Source organism: Pseudomonas sp. PS01303 (assembly GCF_029959385.1).
In the GTDB taxonomy this organism is placed as follows: Bacteria; Pseudomonadota; Gammaproteobacteria; order Pseudomonadales; family Pseudomonadaceae; genus Aquipseudomonas; species Aquipseudomonas rustica.
Window position 1 is genome coordinate 40,080 of the sequence record NZ_JASCPK010000007.1, and the last position, 20,658, is coordinate 60,737.

Here is a 20,658-nt window from a genome sequence, read left to right on the forward strand (position 1 = left end):
AGGGTTAAGCAATAAGCCGGCCATTAGCCCACCTAGCACCTCGCGAAACTGCCGACGACCTAGGGGACCATGTAGAAAAATTTGCCGCTGTTCATTCATAGCAAAACTCTTATTGAATGGCCTCAGCCAGTTCGATTCTCAGTACCATCCTATCTTGTAGCCGCCTCATAGCCCCTATGCGGGGATACAACCATAGCCCGGAGTGATCAACCGGATTTAGCTGAATCTCGGCTATTAGTTTCGAGATTGAGGCAATCTGCGCACGCGGAATTAAAAGATCAACCCGTCCTACTCGTCTTAACACGTGATGTAGTTCAGCCAAATAATCCTCTGTTAACTGGACATACGACTCTTGCTCAGCAAAGAGAAGGTTACCTAGCAGCCGTTCAGTCGTGGCGACACCCACTTGGAAAGGGTTGTAGTAGCTCATTTCAGACTGACGGATGGCGTTACCACGCGGCCACAATAACCCCTGATTATTACAAAGTCCCTGGAACACTTCGACGGCAGACGCCTGAGCACCGAGATCTTTGGTGGATAAAGCATGAGCGGTGATATTCAATCCCCACTCCAAGCCACTAAAGCTTTCTAAATTTCGCCACCGCTCCAGCAATTTTAGAAGGTACTTATCGGTGTTGATATTGCTGCCTGGCCTGAGGGCCCTTGAGTGCAAAACACTTAAAAAGCTGTGGCTAAGGGCAAAACCTTCACGAAGCAGAATACGGTGTAACTCTGCGTTGGCAGCACGCCGTTGTTGCAAATCACTGCATCCGCGTACCTCAGCAAACGAGGCAGCTAGATCCCCCCCTTTCACTACCAGGCCGAGCAACTGAAAGAGATCAAAGTCGATTTGCTCATAGTCACTTGGCTGCAGGCTGCGCGCGAAGACATTAAGTACGCGCAACGGGTCCTGAAAATATGCCAACTCTAAACGAGTGATGATGCCATTACCACCCGCCTCTGCCTCACTCAACCAGACCTCTAAGCAATCCTCACGCCACAACGCATCGGCCAAGACAACCCGTTCATCAACATCGGGCAGCAACACACACATTGATTGCTGTGCTGCCGCGGCCAGAGTATTGGCCAATAAGTTGCGCATCCATTGGCCAAATTCTGACAGTACACACACATCAGACCAGAGTGCCATTGCGCACACTTTTAGGCTGCAAAGTAGATCATCTCGATCTAGTAACTCCCGAAGATCTGCCTGTAACTTTTGCTCTTGCACTGAATCTGATTGCTCATCAGGCTGAAATAAACTCTGTGGAATGCTGCGCAATCGCTCAATACCGACATTCGAGTGCAACCTAGTCAACGCACTGATTAGTGGTTGCGGATCGTTTGGGTTCAAATCTAGCAATTCACCCGCGACTGCAGCCAGATAACACTCAGCGATCCAATTGGCCTTAAATGGGTCACCACCAAAGATATCCAGTTGATCCACAAGATGCCGGAAGTAGATCGGGCGCAATCCTTGTAAAACCTGCGGATTTGCTATCATACTAGCTATTACCTGATCATTTATGGCAAAGCGCAATCGCATGCCATCAACCCATTGCCGGGCACCAATAGCAACAGATTCTCCATTACGCTGCCAGTCAAATCGAATTTTGGTAGTGGCTCCCTTACTAAACCGCAAAGTGGCATTTGCGGCAGTACTAAAACGCAGCACCTCCAGAGGTGTCATTTGCTGATGCAAGCAGAAAGTCACATCGACCAAATTCTGGCCCCAACTGCCAACTGGGGGTTTGTGCACCTCAGTTAGTGCTGGAGCGCGAAATTCGGACTGCCAAATCAGTCGCGCGTTGCTTTTCTCAGATAGGCCTAACTTTGGTTCTAGACGCCTGGTATAAATGGAGTTAGGGCGCAGTACCGTCACAGTTTTATCCGCATCACCAGCAACCAAGCCTTCATCACGTAACTGCTCGCCAAAAGCCTCACAGACATCAAACCCGCGCTGCTGAATGGTATCCGGTTCAGGTAAAAAATCTGCAGGCATTAACCAGTCTGAATCGAGGTTACTGTCAATGGCATATCGCTTAGAAATTCGCCCTGGGGCAAACTCACGCAGGGCTTGAAAAATTGGTAAATCCGCCCATTCGATACGCTCCTCCGCCCCCCGCACCAAAGCAACAAACACACTCGGCAAACTAAGTTCGGCAAATAGCGCCTCAGGAATAAACTCCGAGAGCGGTGAACTTCCTTTTGCCACATCTGCCCAGGGTTGGCCGCTAGCACTCCAGTCTGTCACCAGTTTGCGCTGCAGCGTAGGCAACACTTCAAGCATTACCGAACGCGGCGGCGCCCAGAGAATGCGCTTCAGCGTATCGTCATCGACCTGCAGGGCATCTTTCAAGTAGGTTATGAACTGCTCTTGCTGACTACCTGGTCGTAACAACTGCTCGACTAAGATCAGTAGTTTCTTGCAGTTGCTCTTATTAATTTGCGGTTTGCGTAGAATCGTCCACACGGCACCACTACCTAACTGCGCACTGAGCCAGTCAAGCAGCGCCATAGTTGCCTGCATTTTTTGAATATGGCTGTTGTGCAGTGGCAGACCTTGCCGCTTAATTTCGGGGCTAAGCAATTCTTCATAGCGTTGAAATGCGACTCGATCACGACCGAACTCGGAGAGAACTACAAGCATCCACGGACGCATGGTGCGCGAGCGACCGGCACGGCCCTTGCGCTGCAAGTAGGATGCAACATCACGCGGCGCCTTGTGTTGCAGCACAGCCCCCACTGCCGGATCATTGAAGCCCACCTCAAGAGACGCCGTGGCAACCACAATCTCCGCGTCAGCATCCACCCCGGCGTCCTGGCTTGAGGTGCGTCCGATTACCGCACGATCATCCTCATCCAGCGAATGGCCTATATCTGTACCCGCTCGCCAGTCTTGTCCCAGACGAATACGCTCGAGCGGATTGACTGCATCTTGCCCGCCATCATCCTGCCCGTCCCTTGGACCACGCAGACTAGCAAGTGAGGGGTGATGAGGCTTAAGCCCCCATTTACTAGTACGCCAACCTTCTGCATCTGCTAATTGATGATAAAGACGGTTATTGGCATCCAAATCGTCGGTAAAGACAAAGGTTTTACTACCCCAGGTACCCTGAGAGCGGCTCTTGCGGACATCCAGAATACGCCTAGTTAGCATGCAGGCTTGAATGGTGGTCGACAGCAACGCAGTCTGGGAAACTGGATCGCCGCGAAGCACCATTAGGTACTCCGCACCCTCATCAATCATTTCATCAGGCAGCGCTTCGACCAATTCAACATGCTCTTGGCGTGCGCCAACCAAATCGGCAAAAAAACGTTCAGCATCTGTTAGGGTTGCAGACAGCCCTACAAAGTGCGGGCGGCATTGAGCGCGCTTCATCCAGCGCCTAAGCAAGTAAGCAACTTGAGCTCCGCTGCTGCCACCGTATGTGTGCACTTCATCGAGTAGCACCAACATCGGACCTGCCTGCTGGCCCACACCAAATAGGTGGTTACAACTGAAGTCACCAAGTCTACGATTGAGCATCTCGGTGGTGGTAAACAGAATATCCGGAGGTAAGTCTGTCTGACAACTACGGGTCAGCGCCACCTCATCATCCGTAACACGGTGTCCGCAGCGACTGCACTTAACCTCTTTAAGATTAGCATGCCACTCCATCTGACCTGTACAACTGCCGCGAGTGCAGCGCAGTAGGTCAAACTCTGGTTTTTGTTTCCCCGTTTTATAATCCTTCCCGGCCATACCCCAATTGTAAGGTGTATCACCATACAGAGCACCAATGCGAATTTTTCGACCCACTCCTGACTGCATCAGTCCATCGAGTTTTCGGCACTGCCCCCAAGCTTCCATGAACTGATCTTTGAGCAGTTCGTTACGCGGGTAGATTGCAAGAATTCGTACTCGCGGCGTGGGATCATTTAATAGATCCGCCGCTAGTGAAGCGAGTCCTGGCAGATAAAACGATAGCGTTTTACCGCTGCCCGTTCCCGCACAGACAATGGTGCCTGAGGCTTGGCTACTACCGCCGCGCTGCTCGCTGTAGGCCTGTAAGATTCGCGCAGTTGCTCGCGCCTGAAAACCAGCCAAATGCAGGTTACTGTTCGGGTCAAGCAATAATTCAATTACTGCTTTCAACTGTAGAGCATTAATAAGTTTCGGTATTTGTAACCACTGAGGCAGTAACTTTCCTATAAACTGATCACGCATAGGGTAACTGCGTGGGCGCCGAATAAAGCGAAAGTCTGATACGAGTGTACGAGACCGATCAAGCGATTGGCCTAAGAACCATTGACGCAAATTACGGTACAGGTACGCCGACTCGCCCATCCGTGTGCGATACACATTTGTCAGCCCCTCAGGGTGCGGCGCCTCTATGAGCATTGCATGCCTGGTTAGCTCCATCAGTACATCGTAAGGATCATGATCGGGAAGCACACCTTCCAAGATTGTAATCACCTCATCTGCACTAAAAAAACCACCAGTGTCCCCCCAAACCAGCAAGTTTGTTTCTTGCTCTTCTAACTTATCTAAACAAGCATGCAAATGCGCCAATACAATGGTCATCAAGTAATTTTCCGACTAACGGTGTACTGCCCAAGTTGATCATTTTCTTGTAGCCATTGAAAAGCCGTCAAAGTCATCATCGACAACGGTGCCTTACCTTGACTGCCAGGGTGATTAAGTTGCTTAAAGAAACGACTAACATCTGCTGGCAAGTCGAACACCATTTGATCACGCACTTGCTGCATGCTCGCAGCCAACTTCTCTAACCCTTGTATTGCCCAGACATTTTCCGGCAATTGTTTGGTTTCAGCCATAAACTGTTTACGTAGAGCGACATACTCCGTATAGAACTGATCAACACCTGGAATACCACGCTGGGTATCTAGCATTACCTGTTCGACTCGGCAAGAATTGTCCAATTGCGCAGTCCAGGACCTCCAACATGATTCCACTTTCGCCTCTAACTGAGTGGCCAGGTCCCGAAGCACCACGTGTGCATTATCAAGCGCGTCATCTTGGAGGACTGCGGATTTTTTCTGCTGCCAAATACCAGTAAAGGTCTTCAGACTTACAATTGCTTTACTGCACTGCTGCTGTATTTCAGAACTCAACTGCATCGACTCAGGCGCATCTTCCGGTAGTGCCTTGAGCACATCTGCACTGGCCTCCATAGCCTTTAGACTCTTGACGATAGCTTGGAAGCGTTCATAGATATGTTCACAGTCCTTAATAGCCTCGCGAGCTTGCCCCGCAGACTGACTTAGTAGTTGCTCACTTCGAAGAGTTTGGATCTGCTGTTCAAGCGGACTCATTGTTAGCCTCCAGCAGGTCATCCACCGTTATGGCCAGTTCATCAAGTAGACGGGTCACACTATTTTGAGATTGTTTCAAAATATCTCCCCCCCAGCGCTTATTTTCCGACTCTAAGCGCGGCTTCACGTATTGGTAAAAGCCATCCCAATCCATCAGCACCTTTATCAACACCTCTAAGCGGGGACCATCGATGAGATTAAACTGTTGCAAACGCTTAACCACATCAGTTTCACCGTCCAGGGCCGAAAGGCGTTTGATCAGCGACCAATTTTCGCTCTCAGACTTCAATGCAAGCAAAGAACTCTCCATTTTTTTTGCACTTGGAAAGTTAGGTTGCGTTGGATAATGCAGTCCACCCACACTAATATCTCGTACTAAATCAGCCATATTTTTCAGCAAAGTAAAAAATTCATCCTGCAGAGAACAACCGTCTAGAACGGTAATCACTTTTATTGCAGGTTGCAACGCATTAGTTACGATGTTGGCCAAACGCACCACTGCCGGATCAGGATTGACCTTTACCCCTCTAAGTCCTTTAGCGGCAATATCGCCATCCATCCCGTGTTCATTTACAGAAACCAATTTCAACCAAGCATCACGCTCAGCATCCCAACCTTGAAGCACTAATTCACGCGCTTGTTTTAACTCTGGAACAACTGCGGCTATTTCAAATTCACGTATATTCTCAGCGGACCGGAGCAATTCATTTAAGCGTTGTCGGTCATTACTAGCACCAACCATCAAACCAAGTATCATCGCAGACTTAACCTGCTTACCGAGCGAATCTGACAAACTCTCCCGAGACTGCGCAGCTAACGCCCTCAGAGCATCAGGTACCCAATCCGCAGCAAAGTTTTGATATATTAGATAGTCTTCAAAACCACCGACATAACCCCAGCCAACATCACCAATAAATTTTGGATTAAAATACTCATAACGAAGTAGTGCGAGGGCTATGCCTTGTAAAAAAGCGGTCCTCTGTGTATTTTTGAAGTCCTTCTCTAAGCAAAAACACACTTTATTTACGGTACGATTACCGACAGCATAAGGAAGCTCTATATTTACAAAAACACCGCTCTTCAGCGAAGGCTTTTCACCAAGACCGAACCAATCTGCGTGCACATACTGCTCATACATATAAAGAAGACCCGCTCGCAAAGTTCGACTCTCTTCTTGCCCGAGTTCGATTTTACGTTGAAACCATAAGGTTACCGCTTCTTCCAACTTCTGCAATTTATCCTGACGAGAATCAGTTGCTGCCTCAATATCTCCTTCAGAAGTTGGAGTTTTTGTTTCCACTGTAATTACGCGTGCTTCCGGTGTGACGACCACCCCATCCTTAAGCATCGCTGCTAGGCCGCCTAAACCAAAGGCAATGGCAACTCCTCTATCCAGGTTACCTTGAATATCCTCTATTTTACGACCACCATAACCCCAGATTGCCGCTACAGTTTTGCTCCGCTCCGGATTTTCAAGCCTCTGCAAAACCCCCTGCAATCCTGACCAAACACTTATTCCTGCAAAACCTGCTGGTGGAAACTCGTGAACCTCGAACGTTTTTCTATAATCACGGAGTGTGCGCAATAAAACTTCATTCAGTATTTGTCGCGGATTAAATTTAAGCTCTTCATCGCCCTTACGACAAAAGTTATCTGCAAGAGCCGTAATAGCATTTCGATTAAAAGGAAATAAAGGGGCGCCAGAGGGCGAATAACCAAATGCCTTAATTTCTTCTCCACCATTGGGATCAGACCAAGTCTGCGGCCAAACACCTCCACCTCGAGACAACCATGAGTTTTTCAACGCCGCACTGCCATATCTGGCGGCATTTAAATAGCGACCACAAAAATCGATAATTCGCTCTAAGGTTTGCACGCGATCCAGGCCATAGTCACGAATATTCCACTCATATTGTGCGCGAGTTTTAATCGTATCCTGGCGACGCAAATAGCCTTGATAACCGTCAGTCACAGCAATAGCCGAGCGCAGAGTGCATAACTCCTGCTCGCCTTCGCGCACAGACTCTTCCAACAAACTGTCAATCAGTACATCTTCGATGGCGGAAATAGCCGCCATATCTTCGACTAAAACTACCAGAGTACGACTTTCCACTTTTAACGAGCGGCGAATACTCTTAAATAGATCTTGAAAACTGCCGCCATTGAACTGAAACAAATGCCGGAAAACCGTACGGGTTGACTCTCCAAGCACTTCGTTCAACACCCGCGCCGCACCTTCTCTAGCATCTAACTCAGTGGTCAGTCGAGTCTTGCTAACACACTGACGCGCGCTGAGCGATAAGTCATCTAAATTAAAGCTAAAATCAAGATCCTTAGCCTTAATTTCGTAATCGTTATCGCCCAACTCATCATCACTTGCACCCTGCGTCAACCGACTCGCAGATTGGTATATGCAATGCTTGGGACTTAGCAAGTTTTTCTTAAAGTTAGGATCAGTGATTAGCTCAGAAAGCCCCTGACCTGGAAGCGTATATTTTTGAATATCTCGCAAACGTTCTTTCTGAAAACCAGTCAACTTAGCACGAAGTTCTGGACGCTCACGAAGTTCGTCCATTGTTAGAGAAGCGCTTTGGTACATACGTTGGAGTTGTTGCGACATAAATGTCAATAATAAATCCGCAACCTCCTCAGTTTTCAACTGTTCACCTACGGAGTGAATCCGCTTACGCGCTTCGTCAAAATCATCGCCTTCAAGCCCGTCTAATAATATTTCCAGCGCCTGACGTAAGCTGGAGTTTTTCGGTATCCTCACTACGTGCCATTTAGCGTAATCAGCGTGCAGTTTTAATTTGGCGTCCAACCAACGGATAAGGTGAGATTTACCAACTCCGGACTTTCCGATTATGGGAATCGGCCGTTCTACAGAGAGAAAGTGTTCAAGCAAATCTTCTTCATTGCACAACCGGTCTTCGCCTGCCCCTACACGCAGCAGTTGCATGGGTTCATGAACTGCCAACAGGACATGCTCTGCAAGTTCTTCTGCCTCGGTACGTATGCACTCGTTGATATATTCAGGCCGGGGCCAGTAATTAATCAAACTCATGATTTCACCTCCGAAACATAAAAAACCTCACTTACATAACTAATTTTATTATTCGGCAATTGTAACTGCATACTGTCTTTGTCATCGGAAGCTTTATCAAAGCGCAAGCGAAAGGCACTTTCTAGTCGAACCAGCGCATGGCTTAGTGCCGGACTGACCTGATTGATCTCCCGAGGGTACCAGCCCAATTCCTGCATTAGTGGTTCGAGCAGAACACGAAAACGCCCGCCGTCTAACAGGGGGATTTGCTCGGACAACTTTTCAATGAGTACTTTTAGCGATAACTTTACTTCTTCAGCAAACAAAATTTCCAAATAAGGCTCGATCGATCGAGTCGGATCGACGATATAGCCAGCGCCAAAGGGTTCAAGAAACCCTAAAAACTCTCCAAACTGTAAAAAAGTAGTTAACTCGTTAGTTAAGTTAAGGCCTCGATCACCTGGCAACCATTTATTGACAGCTTCTTGCGCGTTACCGTTCTTACCGGGCTCTACTGGACTACCCCCCATAAATGTATAAGTTTGCTGCGCCAAAAGACAGGTCATCGCCCTAAGGAAAGGCTCTACCCGCGTATCATCCAGAATGGATTGATCAGTAGTTTCCTTTGCATTAGCGATTATTAACGCTAAAACTCTATGTGGTAGATTTTTCTCCGTAGATCCTTCAGAGACCGAAATCATTCCACTTTCATCTTGCAGCCACAAACCTTCCTTTATCCAAAAGTCTAAATTCCCCTCAAAGCGCCATCTAGCACCGTCTGATTTTGGTAAATAATCAGGTCTTAAAAGCTCAAAAATCTCAGCACGCGATATAGGCTTACCTTTCCGCAGGAGCACCCTATCAATTAGGCTCAGCAAACTCAAACTGCTACCGGCATGCGCATTATTTACCATCGACATTACTGAAACTCCCTTACAAAACTTTCCAATTCCCTACTGCCCGGACGGGTCTCCCACCAATTGCGATTTGGCATAAGCGGATCCGGCACTCCCTCCGAAGCGACTATCACTCGGGGAGGCGCGTCGAATTCCGGCACAGGCAAATGAGTGTCTCCAGGCATTAGCAGCACCAATTCAAGCCAACTTCCAGCACTATCTTTTGGTTCTAGTGAGCACCAGAACGGTAAGGCTTTTAGTGCCTCGTTTTGGAACATCTCATCTAGTACTGCTTGGCTAGCGCGCACAGCTTGAACCTGCCTAGCACGCAGCAAACTCTGCAACCAATAACGCCACTCATGTAGCATTGCCTTTACCGTAACTCTGGGGTACAACTCAGGTTTGTAGCGAACACGCAACAACTGTGAAGAGGGCATCCAACAAGGCACTTGGGGTAGTTCAACTCCACGTAATTCGAAAGATGCTCCAAGAGTCGGTTTGAAAGCCGTGCGCCCTAGATCACGGCAACCTGGACAACCACCACAACTGTATTCAGGTACAACTCCGCTAGGCCGATAGAAATCCCCCAACAGCAAACACAATCGTTGCTTCGGATCCTTTAACCATCCGATTAAACGAGCAAAACCCGCGGCTCTTGCTTGTTTTTCCTGATCGCGCCTTTGCTCTACTTGCTGCCAGGCTTCAATTGTCAGGTGGGTGCTAATCAGGATCTGTACGCCGAGCCGATCGTAATACTCCTCAAAATACTCTGTCTGGAGTTGCTCATCCTCAGGCAATAAATCGCCTTCGAATCGCGGCGGTTCGGGCGGCACAAAAAATAGACGAATCAACCCTGCCCGTTGCATCAATTGTAAGGTTTGCAAATTCCATTTTTCGTTGCTCTCGCTATGCCGGTGCACGCCACGACGTAGAGCTGAACGTGAAACCGTTAACAAATCGCCGCTAATTTTTTTGGTTTGCAATAGCGTCTTCCAGCGCTCTAAGCCTAGGCCTGCAGAAATTAATTTTTCCTGCGATAGGCCTTTCGCTAGGTGCAACTGACCAGGGTGATAAATCATCCAAGACCAGCATGCGTTACCATCACGCCCCCCCCGACCTGCCTCCTGATAAAACCGATCCAAGCTTTCGGGCACTGATGCATGCAACACCGAACGTACACCGGATTTGTCCATACCCACACCGAAAGCAGAAGTCGCAACCATGATATCCAGTTCGTCATCACCCCACTGTCGGATCAGGTCGTCACGTTGATTCGCAGGGGTTCCACCATGGAACAAACCGACTCTGACAAACCCCTGGGCGAGTAGCAAATCCCTCCAAGACTCAGCCTCTTTTTGCTTAGTTGTGTACAAAATCAACGGTCGAGGTAGACGCAAAATAGCTTCCAAAACCGCGACTTGATGTGCCTCAGAATCAACAGTTTTAAGCAGATTAAAATTCAGTTCTGGGCGTAAAAAACTGCCGTGAACTTCAATGGCCTGCGCTCCTTCACGAAGAAACGAATCCTTCAACAATTGCAGTGTCGACTCGCTGAATGTTGCTGACATCAGCACAGTTCTTATGCTTTTCTTCGAATGCTCCTTGAGCGAGCGAAACAACGGTGCCAACAATTGAAATTCCGGGCGAAACTCAGATCCCCATTGATCGATAATATGTGCTTCATCAACAATTAAAGCCTCCAACTGCCCTTGTTCTGCTAGCCGGAAAAGCGCCGGGCGTAACTTTCCGATCGCTGATTCTGGTGAACAAAACAAAATACGCTGACTACCTTCTTTCAACCGCTCAAGAACTTGCTGAGTCTCAGTTTCAGACTGGCCGCTATACAAAGCATAACTGCCACCATGGCAACATCCAGCACGGTCAAGCACTTCAGCAGCACGGCTTGCTTGTTCCAGCGCCAACCCCACCGTTGGCACAATTACTAACACCAACTTTTTCTTGCCTGCGAATAGGCTTAACGCATGAATAACCAGGGTCTTTCCACTACCGGTTGGCAGATTGATGATCAACGTGCTGTCCGCAGGGGACGTTAAAACGGTGCGTATGGCGGCTTGCTGCCCAAGCCCTTGGTATGAAGTAAAACTCTCATTTTTAAGCCTCTGTCGCAGAGACACATCCATTGGCACGGGCTTTAGATGACGACGAGCGTGATGCCCATAGACAGCAAGCGCCTCTTCATTCAGAACATCCTCCATGCGCACGTAACCAGTCATGACATTCCGGGCAAGCCCCGTACGCGAAAGATACCTGGCATCCACTGAACCTTCAGGTAGCAGCAATACAGGATCGCTAATTCTATTCGCCAGTGCACAACCCAAGGCATCCCGACACACGGATGCGCGGTCTGCCGAACCTGATTTTGGATCACGAAAAACCGTTAGTAACCGAATAAAAAAAGACTCAGTCAGGGCCCCGACTTCGCTAACGAGATTGGGTGTCGATAATGCAGTTTTTAGAGCATTCCACTGCGCTTGCATCAAGCCTCCCTTAGCATCTTTTCGGTGCACACAACTACCGCATGCATGGATAGCAGATGAAGTTGTGGAGCAGACGACAAAAGCTGAATCTGGGGGGAGTCAGTTAGAGCCTGCTCTCGACTCTTTGATGCGATCGTCAAAACCATTTGCTTCCACTCGACTGCTGGTAGAAAAGACTCCAAATCAGGCCAAACGTTATTACGCAGATTGATATCTTGAAAGGCGGGATTAGGCTTATTGTAAGGCCATTCCATTGACTTCAACGTGTTCTCAGAAACCACCAAGCTGCCATCCTCAGCCAGCCAATGGCTCAGCACGGAAGGCAACATCAACTCATCGCCTCTGAGTTGTTCCAGACGCCCAGAACCTAACTTAGTAGCGGTCACCAACCAGGTGAGACGGAAGAATATTTTTGGTTCTCTGAGGTCGCTCTTTTTTAGCACGCGCATAAAGGCACTGGTTGCTCCGCGCGAATCAACCGTGATCAGATTATAAATTGAGTCTACAAACGGCTGACCATAGCGAAATGGATACACACCGGACTGACCAGCAACCTGGGCTCTAGAAACACTCATTGGTGCGGTTGCCGGGGGATTACCACTTTCGGGATCGATACCGGTTAGGCAGGTAGCAACAAAGGTTTGGACATCCACTAACGTCTTGCTACCTTCACGTGATCCCTCTACCGCGAACCGGAGTCTAAATGGACTTTGCAAATCACCCTCAAAATTGAAGGACAGCCCCTTAGTCATCCATGCGCACATCCGCTTGGCTTGCTCTTCAGCTGAGTCGTCGGCGTCGGCGATTTGTTCGGCGAAGTCCTTAGCTTCGCTAACCTCATCATCTAGCGCCAGCAATTCTTCCTGTACCTTCACGCGACGTCGCTCGCGCACAAGCAAACCATCATCGCCACCCAAACCTGCAGCGCTCCAGAGCAGCGCCTCATCACCCGACAAGGCTACTGTTTTCCAGGTGCTCTCAAGATGCTCCTCCAGCACATATTGCAGGCTGGCTACCGTGTTGTTGAACAAGCCTACTGACAGATCTAGAACATCAATCCAGCGGCGGATTAATCCGTCATGCGCAGGAAGTAGTGCCAAACTTTCTACTGGTCGCACCCCCACCAGGTTGGCGCTGTAACGATTAAGTCGACCAAGTCGTTGCTCAATACGGCTGAAGGAGCGCGGCAAACTGTAATGCACAGCAACTCGCTGACCACCATGCAAGTTAAGGCCGTCCTCACCACGCTGGTCACACACCAATACCCTGATAGAACTCACGGGGCGGATGAATCGTAACTCTCGCCCGGGGATATAACGTTCAATCGCCACATCCAACTCGCAAGCCAGCAACGTGAATATATGTTGTGCCACCTCATCAACACTACAGAACACCACTGCCTTACCGTTTTTATGTTCAGCAAGCCAATTGCGCAGGTTTTCAACCAAGCAATTATCTTTTGCTATCTGTTCGTGAATGGCCTGCTGAGATATATCATCAAGCAACTCCTGTTCAGCCTGCTTCAGTGAACCAGACAGACGTTGAATGGCCTGATTAGCGCGCCGCCCGACTAGCAAAGGGCTGACCAATAGATCATCTACCCATTGTAAGTACACCTCTGCGCTCATCGCTTGGAAATCATCAGGGTCGCGACTTGCTTGACTGCGATACTCCTCCAGCAACAAATCCAAAGACGGCATTTGCTCCGTCAATGGCCAATACCTGCGTTTCAAGCCAGCGAGACCAGGAAACAGCCATGCCAATTGCTGCGTCTCGCGCCGGTTACGCAACATACGCTGGTGCAGTCGGTAGTGTTCGCCGATATAACGCCTTACGGTTTGGACTGCCTGCATTCGCAGATCACCACTTTGCTCAGCAAAAAAATCTACTAGCGGAAGGGTCTCATTTACTAAAGAATGTAAAGACTGATCATCAGGGAATTTGCTCACCAGATTTTGAAGTATCTGCTCCAAAGCTGCGTTGGAGTTGCTTGGCGTTAGAGCGCTGTACCAACCACCGACTAATTCTCGCTCAGCGATCTGGGTAGTAAAGCGAGACACACCCTCCTCTGACAGTTCATAGGCCTCAGGACTAAGGCAGTGCAGCATTGCCAAAAAATTTTTTTCATTACCGTTTAGGGGAGTACCAGAAAGAAGCAGTACAACCGAGGCCGCCTGACAGCCTTCGGCCAAGGTTCGAAAGCGCTCACGCACAGCAGACTGTTGATCCCATGCCCAAGGTGCAATTTGGTGAGCCTCATCGACCACCAATAAGGTAGGTAACCACCCCTTGAGGACACTATTTACGTGTTCATGCGAACAGATTCGAATCAATCGTTGTGGCTCTAGCTGACTTGCCAACAGTTCACTAAGATGAAAGCGTCCGGACAACTCATCTCGCCATTGCTCGATAAGTGCCGCAGGCACCGTGATAAGCACTCTTGAGTCGTGTTTTTTCTCTAGCACATGCTCACGAATGATCATGCCCGCCTCAATTGTTTTGCCGAGGCCTACTTCATCTGCCAAGAGGTATTTAGGTATTGGATCCCGTAAAACCCGACGCACTACCGCAATCTGATGCGGTTCCAACTCAACACTACTGCTGGGAATTGATGAAATTGAACGACAGGCTGCGCGCTGCTCGATATAAGCGCTCAGAAAATCATGCCGTAAGGAGCAAAAGTAGGGTGCGTCATTTGACCGTGCAGCCAAAAACGCCGCCGGGTCCAGCAGTTCTCCCGGCCCTATATTCAGGCAATTAAGTTGATCAATGTCGACCTCTTGCTGATCTCCATCCGCCCGAAATATCACTAGATGCCTGTTACCAGGGCGAGGACCAGCGTACCTACCCCTCCTCCAAATACCGCTTGCACGATCCTGACAATACACAATCGACTCTTCGTACAACTGCGCACTCTCAAGCAAAGCAACATCTACGGCTTTCAGTCGACACTCAGAACTAATGGGCGACTCAAAAAATCCCACCACCCCCTCATTGCTCTTGCGATCCACGCTCAGTAATTTTCCTATACCGGAAAAGTTACTGGAACACACGAGATCGCCAACCATCAATCCACTCATTCCATTCCCTAAATGTTCGTCATATAGCGATATTCGGGTGCAACAAAACCACAACCACTTCGGGCACGGACAGTCAGCAGCGAACGCAGATGATCCAGATCAGGCGTCTCGAATGCTTCGAAACGCTTTTGGAGGGTCATCCGTGGAGAACTGTGACCTGTCTTGCATGAGCTAACGTCACATTACTCATGTCACCTACAGGGGTAAAGTAAACCAGACGGGTGAACGGTAATTTTTCGTACGGCTAGTCACCCTATTCATCCCACCAGCCATCCTTGACTTGATAGCGACCAGTATCCCGCGCCCTGGATCCCAGCTACCTGAATTTTCGAGTTCACGATCTGTGCCGCCGTTGTCGTGGTCCCATTGACGGACGTTACCCAAATCGCATTCAGATGCCGTTTATAACAGTCCCACTGACCGTCGTTGTTCAGGTCACTATCCTGGACCTGAATGCTGACGCATGCCGGCGTGACCTGCGAAGTCAAAATCAAGCTACACACCCGCAGGGCAGTTCCTTGCCTTGGTCTAAACGTTGTATTGATCGCATCATTGCCTCCTCTCACTCATCCAAAAACTCACTCCCACGCCCGTCAGGTAATCGGTGAGCAAAACTTGGTCAGCAGCAATTTGCGCTGCAACTGCTAGACACGCGCACGTCCCACTCGTAGCGCTGAGTACTCCTCCCGATATTCCTGCGCCAGTTTTTTGTTGGCTACTTGCTGGCGAGCTAAGGCGTCGGCCCGTTGCGCATGAGCATCCGGGATAGTTTGTAGGTGCAATGCTTGAAACAGTAACGCCTGTGATGACCAAGCCTGCCCCTACCAAAATCACCCATACCGACCCCATGCCTTCCATCTCATTTGCCCCCTAACACGCCCGGTCAATCGTGAACCGCAATCGAAGAATATGTAGCCTTTGACTACAGATCTACATGTAGACATATACAGGTAAAGTTTCCGCACAGATGGAGGCGTCATGAAACGCGAGCAGCCGATTGAGCACGTCCACGGGGATCTGGCATTACTCTATCGCCTGATCGAGACCATTGCCTGGTGGGAGGGCCGCCTGACCACAGGGCATCTGATGCAGAGCTTTGGCATCAGTCGCCAGCAGGCGTCGAAGGACATCAACCGCTACATTATTGAACATGCGCCTAAAAACCTTACATATAGCAATTCACTGACGGGCTATGTGCCGAGCAAAGCGTTCAAGCCAATGCTCATCGATGACCAGTGCCAGCGCCTATTTTCACCTGCTCAACCAGAATCACGAACGCGCGCCGCACATCGACGGGCTGGCTCTGGCCTATGCCCATACTGAAGTACTGCATGCGCCAGACCGCTCGATCCGCCCAGAGGTACTGCGACCGCTGCTTAAGGCCTGTCGGATTTACGTCGTAGTGTTCCGTGCAAGTATTGGGCTTTGGTAATCATGGCCACCTTACCCTGCTACGCCGCCTGATCCGCTTCCTGTTCGTCAGGCCAGCATTTTGCCTAGGTGCTTCCTTCAGATTCGCAGTCGCCCGCGACACCCTTGCCTTCGGCTAACACTTCCCCTTCCGGCCTAATGGGCAGGCCTGCACAATGTCAAATGGTCGTGCTCGGCAGATATGAACCTGGGCGGCAGCATCACGCCAGTTGAAAGTATCGCCGAGTGTCTGCAAGTGGCTTTCGACGCGGGAGGAAAGCGCGTTGCGCTTCCAATTAGCAGTGCCGAGGGCATCCCCAGCATCCCAGCCGAACTGCTCACCAAGTTTCAGACCAGCTTTGTGGCGAACCAGTAGAGGCTGTTTTAAGGCAATGGGCGTGGATTAAAACAAGTCCATCTATTAGCCCGCTTGCGCCTTTGAGGCGGGCTGTTTGACCTTCCTCGAAGGCCATCTGCAATGCGGAATCTGAATAGCCACTGGTTCCGCAGACACCTACAAGCCTCATAATGAAATCCATTAGGAGGAGCCATGAGCAACCCGCGTTATTCCGAACAATTCAAAATCCAACCGGTCAATCAGGTGACCGAGAAGCAACTGGTGGCAGACGGGGCGGCACGCTTGGGCGTCTCGACTCATAGCCTTTATGCTCGGATAAAGTGCTACAGCAAACCTCAAGTGCAGTGAACACAGGAGGATGATCAACACGCGAGACTGCCTATGCTGCGCTGACTAGTGATCGATGACGGTGCGTCGATGGATAACGATGGTGGACAGGGAGCTCTGAGACTGACCGACAAAATGAACGCATGCAGGCGAACCGTTGATGACTCGCGTGTTGGAAGCGTTGCGGTGGTACCACGAAGCGCAGGGGACGCAGCCAGATGCGGAAATGAAGCTGCGCCTCGAAGAGGAAGTGCTGTTCACAGCAGTCAACGAGTATCCGCGCCAGGCTCTTGGCGATCCTGCGCCTCGGTTGCGTTGCCCCCTCGGAGCTACAAAGGGAGCAACACCCCAAAGCTGACATCGGCACCGTCGACCTTTATTGGGAGGCACAGCAGGATTGGGTTTGAGGTGATGAGGACACAGTTCCTCTTCTTCAGGAATAACGGCCGGTAGAGAAGCATGGCAACCGGCTTGAGCACCGGTTTTCGAAATGCTGGCTTGGCCCACTGATTCGCCCTTACAATTCCACTCTAATCAAGGAGTGCAATCCGATGGCGTTTTACATCAAAGGTATGGGTGAGGCTGTGATTAGCCTTAAAAATGAGGAATTTCGGGTTGACTCCGACACCTTGAAGCAAGGTGATACTGTCCAGACAAGTCAACAAGCCTATGATGAGGACGACGTCGACTTCGAAACTTTGTTCTTCGCTACGTCGCGGGGTGAAAACACCGAAGCAAAGCAGCTCTTCACATGGAAGGTGGAGTACACCCAAAATTTCATCACTGGCAAGCTATTTATTAACGCCACTGAATGTGTAACTCCAAGCGTGCTAATAATAAAAGACCTCGGGTTCAGTGTAGCCGTGGATGAAAAGGAGTAATTAAAAGTTTGCACCGGGCGCATTACTTTAAGCGCCCATAGCCTCAGCCATTGCATGCACTGACGATGGATGGGCGTGCAACTACATCGAGCCTACTCAATTTAACGAGCTTCGAGAAAGCCTTACTTTGTCAGTCGCTTCAAGCTTTGTCTGACTACACCAGTTCGGGCCTTTCTCCGAACACCAGAAAAATCGCTCCCCCCACAACGCTCACCATGCGACGATCTCAACTCAACCAATCAACGGGCATGGGGTCTCGCCTACACCGCCTCCTAAGGCCCTCTGACTGTCGCAAAAAGCATCTCACTGTTGCGACAGGTAACCAAGGGAAAGCTGCTACACCGCCATTCAGCTGTTTGCGAAATGGCAGCGGCAGCCTCAGATACGGCCCTTTAAGATATTGCTGCGCTCAGCCAAAAAGCGCTCCAGCAAGCCCTCAAAACCAGGAGTGGTGGACGGGAATGCCGTGCACAGAAAGTCCGCGACGCCCTGGGTGACCTGCCGGGAAACGATTAATGGCTGCAGGTTTTTTACTCGGCAAAGTCAGCTTCAGTGAGAGGCCATTTTTTCACTGAGAACCGGGCAAGCTCGACGCTGCGGGCAAGGATCATCGGGTACGGAGCACAACTCATACAGCCCGAAGTAATCAGCTGTGAGTTAGCAGCGGATTTGGCACCGACCAGGACCTTGCAAGAGATTCCGAGCTGACCGCTAGAAGCCGCGGCCGACGGATCTTTCGAGGGTTCAGCGGCACTCAATCGGTGCCAACTACCTGCAAAATGGTTTGTCACCAAAACAGCCAGAAGTCGGGTGAATTTGCGGTCTGTTTGGCACTGCGGTTTGGGCCCAACGGCGTTGAGTTTGGGGGGCTGAGGGACGTTACCTTGCACGTTGGAGTTGATCACAAACAAGCTCTAGGCCTTTTGATCAAAGGGTCTACAGAGGGCCGTGGGGCCGTCAGCAACTGACTCTAGCCAAAGCGCCAGCCTCACAGCCCTCCCCGCCTTCCCACCGCGTGTTCCGATTCCCAAGCAGACAATCGGAAATCTGGTCAAAACCCGCTTCCGATTGTCTTCAAAGGCACGGCCGGCGGGGCTTTGAGCAGATTTTTCTGATCCGGATTAAGGGCGGGGAATCGGAACTGTGCTTCCAGGATTTCGCACTACGCAGCAGGTGAGGAAAAACGCCCTGATCGCCCGGAAATAGGGCTTCTTGATGGCCTTCTGGCACGTGTAAAAGCCGGGCAAGGAAGGGAAATGCCGACCACCTTGGTGCCAAACAAAACGCGAGAAAGGGCCAAATCCGGCGTGAACTCACAGCTTTTTGCTAACGGTGACCCAACGGTGACCAAAATGATCAAACGCTAGAAACAACAAAGCCCGGTCGTTTCCGAACCGGGCTAAGTCATTGAAAAATATGGTCGGGACGGAGTGATTCGAACACTCGACCCCTAGCACCCCATGCTTATTTGACGCGGAAATAGATCTGATATGACAAACTTACCTGCTTCTTATCTTATGATGCCCGTGGCATATCTCGCCCAATCATCCATCAACCGCCGTCGCTTTTCGAAAAGATCACCACGGCGATAGGCTGCCTCTACCGCGCTCTCTAATGCGTGTGCAAGCGCCTGCTCGCAGACCTCTCGAGGATAATGCGTGACCTCACTCGCCCAATCCCTGAAAGTCGAGCGGAATCCATGCGTTGTGAGATCCTCCCGCTTCATCCGACGCAATGCCATCAACATCGCCATATTACTAAGGGGTCGTTTTTTACGGGAGCCTGGGAACAAGTAATTATTGCCCTCAAAGCGAGGAAGCGCTGCGAGCAGATCCAATGTCGCCTGTGATAGAGGCACACGGTGTTGCTTCTCGGCTTTCATCCGCGACGCCGGGATGGTCCATATCCCTGCAGCCAGGTCAATCTCCGCCCATGTCGCTTCGAGTACCTCACTGGTTCGGCAGGCAGTCAGGATCGTAAAGCGTAAGGCTTTAAAACTTAGATGCTCTACTTTCTCAAGGGTCACCATGAAGGCGGGAAGCTCTGTCCACAACATCGCTGCGTGATGCTTCACAGCACCTATTTTTGAGCGAGGTGGTAGAAGTTTGTCCAGATGTCCGCGCCATCGAGCGGGGTTTTCTCCATCACGCAGCCCTCTGGCCTTTGCTGCATCGAGTACCAACTCGATACGGTTTCGCAAGCGGCTGGCGGTTTCGGGTATTACTGTCCAAATCGGCTTGAGGATTTTCAGCACATGCTCAATGCCTATTGCATGCGTCGGAAGATCGCCTATGACCTTGAACGCATAAGTAGCCAGAGTGTTCTCCCACTGCTGAGCATGCTTGGCATTACTCCAGCCCGCTCTGTGGGCAGCAATGTAGTCGAGAGCAACCTCTTTGAAAGTGGTTGCTTTGGCCCTGGCTGCATCCTGAGCTAAATGTTCGGCTTCTTTTTCCAGCCGTTGCCGTTCTATCTCCTCATCTCGACTGGTAAGCGGATCGACACCTGACTTGCTCAGCTTTCTCGCTTCTGCAGCTTTCTCGCGGGCTACCGAGAGACTTACTTCGGGATGCCTGCCCAGTCCCATGTCTCGGCTCTTGCCAGCAAGCTTGTAGCGGAAAATCCAACTTGCCCTACCGGTACGGCCCAGTTTCAAGTAAAGGCCGTCACCATCGTTGGTCATTCCGGGCAAACCAGATCTGACTATTTTCTCTACCGCTTTCGTCGTCAGAGATGCCATCAATCACCTCCTATTTGAAAGGATGATGACTCAATCTAAATGAATCCCAGCCCATACTCCAGCCCATACCTTGGACCCTGGCTTTCCGTGGTCACGGTTGGAAGTC

The 20,658-nt window shown here is 50.2% G+C and carries 8 protein-coding genes and 2 pseudogenes; 3 read left to right on the plus strand and 7 right to left on the minus strand.

The window, feature by feature from the left end; translation table 11 throughout:
* Positions 1–109 precede the first annotated feature (109 nt).
* Genes dpdJ through dpdE form a run of 6 tightly spaced genes read right to left on the minus strand, consistent with a single transcriptional unit; the run spans position 110 to position 14,836 of the window.
* Positions 110–4,567 carry a protein DpdJ gene (gene dpdJ / locus QMX93_RS04870; RefSeq protein ID WP_282353180.1) on the minus strand — a complete coding sequence of 1,486 codons (4,458 nt, stop codon included), beginning with the start codon at positions 4,565–4,567 and terminating at the stop codon, positions 110–112.
* Positions 4,567–5,319, minus strand: coding sequence for a hypothetical protein (locus QMX93_RS04875; RefSeq protein ID WP_282353182.1), 753 nt, complete (start codon positions 5,317–5,319; stop codon positions 4,567–4,569). Before QMX93_RS04875 ends, dpdJ begins: the two co-directional genes overlap by 1 nt.
* Entirely contained in the window at positions 5,306–8,383 is a 3,078-nt protein-coding gene (gene dpdH, locus QMX93_RS04880; RefSeq protein ID WP_282353183.1) for a protein DpdH, read from the minus strand. Before dpdH ends, QMX93_RS04875 begins: the two co-directional genes overlap by 14 nt.
* Positions 8,380–9,282: a protein DpdG gene (gene dpdG, locus QMX93_RS04885; RefSeq protein ID WP_282353184.1), complete on the minus strand. Its 903-nt coding sequence runs from the start codon at positions 9,280–9,282 to the stop codon at positions 8,380–8,382. The genes dpdH and dpdG overlap by 4 nt, the downstream gene beginning before the upstream one ends.
* Positions 9,282–11,756 (minus strand): protein DpdF, encoded by a 2,475-nt coding sequence (gene dpdF / locus QMX93_RS04890; RefSeq protein ID WP_282353186.1) that lies wholly within the window; start codon positions 11,754–11,756, stop codon positions 9,282–9,284. Before dpdF ends, dpdG begins: the two co-directional genes overlap by 1 nt.
* A complete protein-coding gene (gene dpdE, locus QMX93_RS04895; RefSeq protein ID WP_282353188.1) occupies positions 11,756–14,836 on the minus strand; it encodes a protein DpdE in 3,081 nt (1,026 codons plus the stop codon). The genes dpdF and dpdE overlap by 1 nt, the downstream gene beginning before the upstream one ends.
* A 978-nt stretch (positions 14,837–15,814) precedes the next feature.
* Here dpdE and QMX93_RS04900 point away from each other — a divergent pair.
* From QMX93_RS04900 to QMX93_RS04910, 3 genes and pseudogenes are all read left to right on the plus strand, one after another.
* Positions 15,815–16,226, plus strand: a pseudogene (locus QMX93_RS04900) (WYL domain-containing protein); the annotation flags it as partial.
* Between the two features lie 570 nt (positions 16,227–16,796).
* Positions 16,797–16,949 (plus strand): annotated as a pseudogene (locus QMX93_RS04905) (transposase); the annotation flags it as partial.
* A 533-nt stretch (positions 16,950–17,482) separates the two neighbouring features.
* A complete protein-coding gene (locus QMX93_RS04910; protein ID WP_282353190.1) occupies positions 17,483–17,812 on the plus strand; it encodes a hypothetical protein in 330 nt (109 codons plus the stop codon).
* A 1,510-nt stretch (positions 17,813–19,322) separates the two neighbouring features.
* Here the strand turns inward: QMX93_RS04910 and QMX93_RS04915 are convergent.
* Positions 19,323–20,552, minus strand: a complete 1,230-nt coding sequence (locus QMX93_RS04915; protein WP_282353192.1) for a site-specific integrase — start codon at positions 20,550–20,552, stop codon at positions 19,323–19,325.
* Positions 20,553–20,658: the final 106 nt, after the last annotated feature.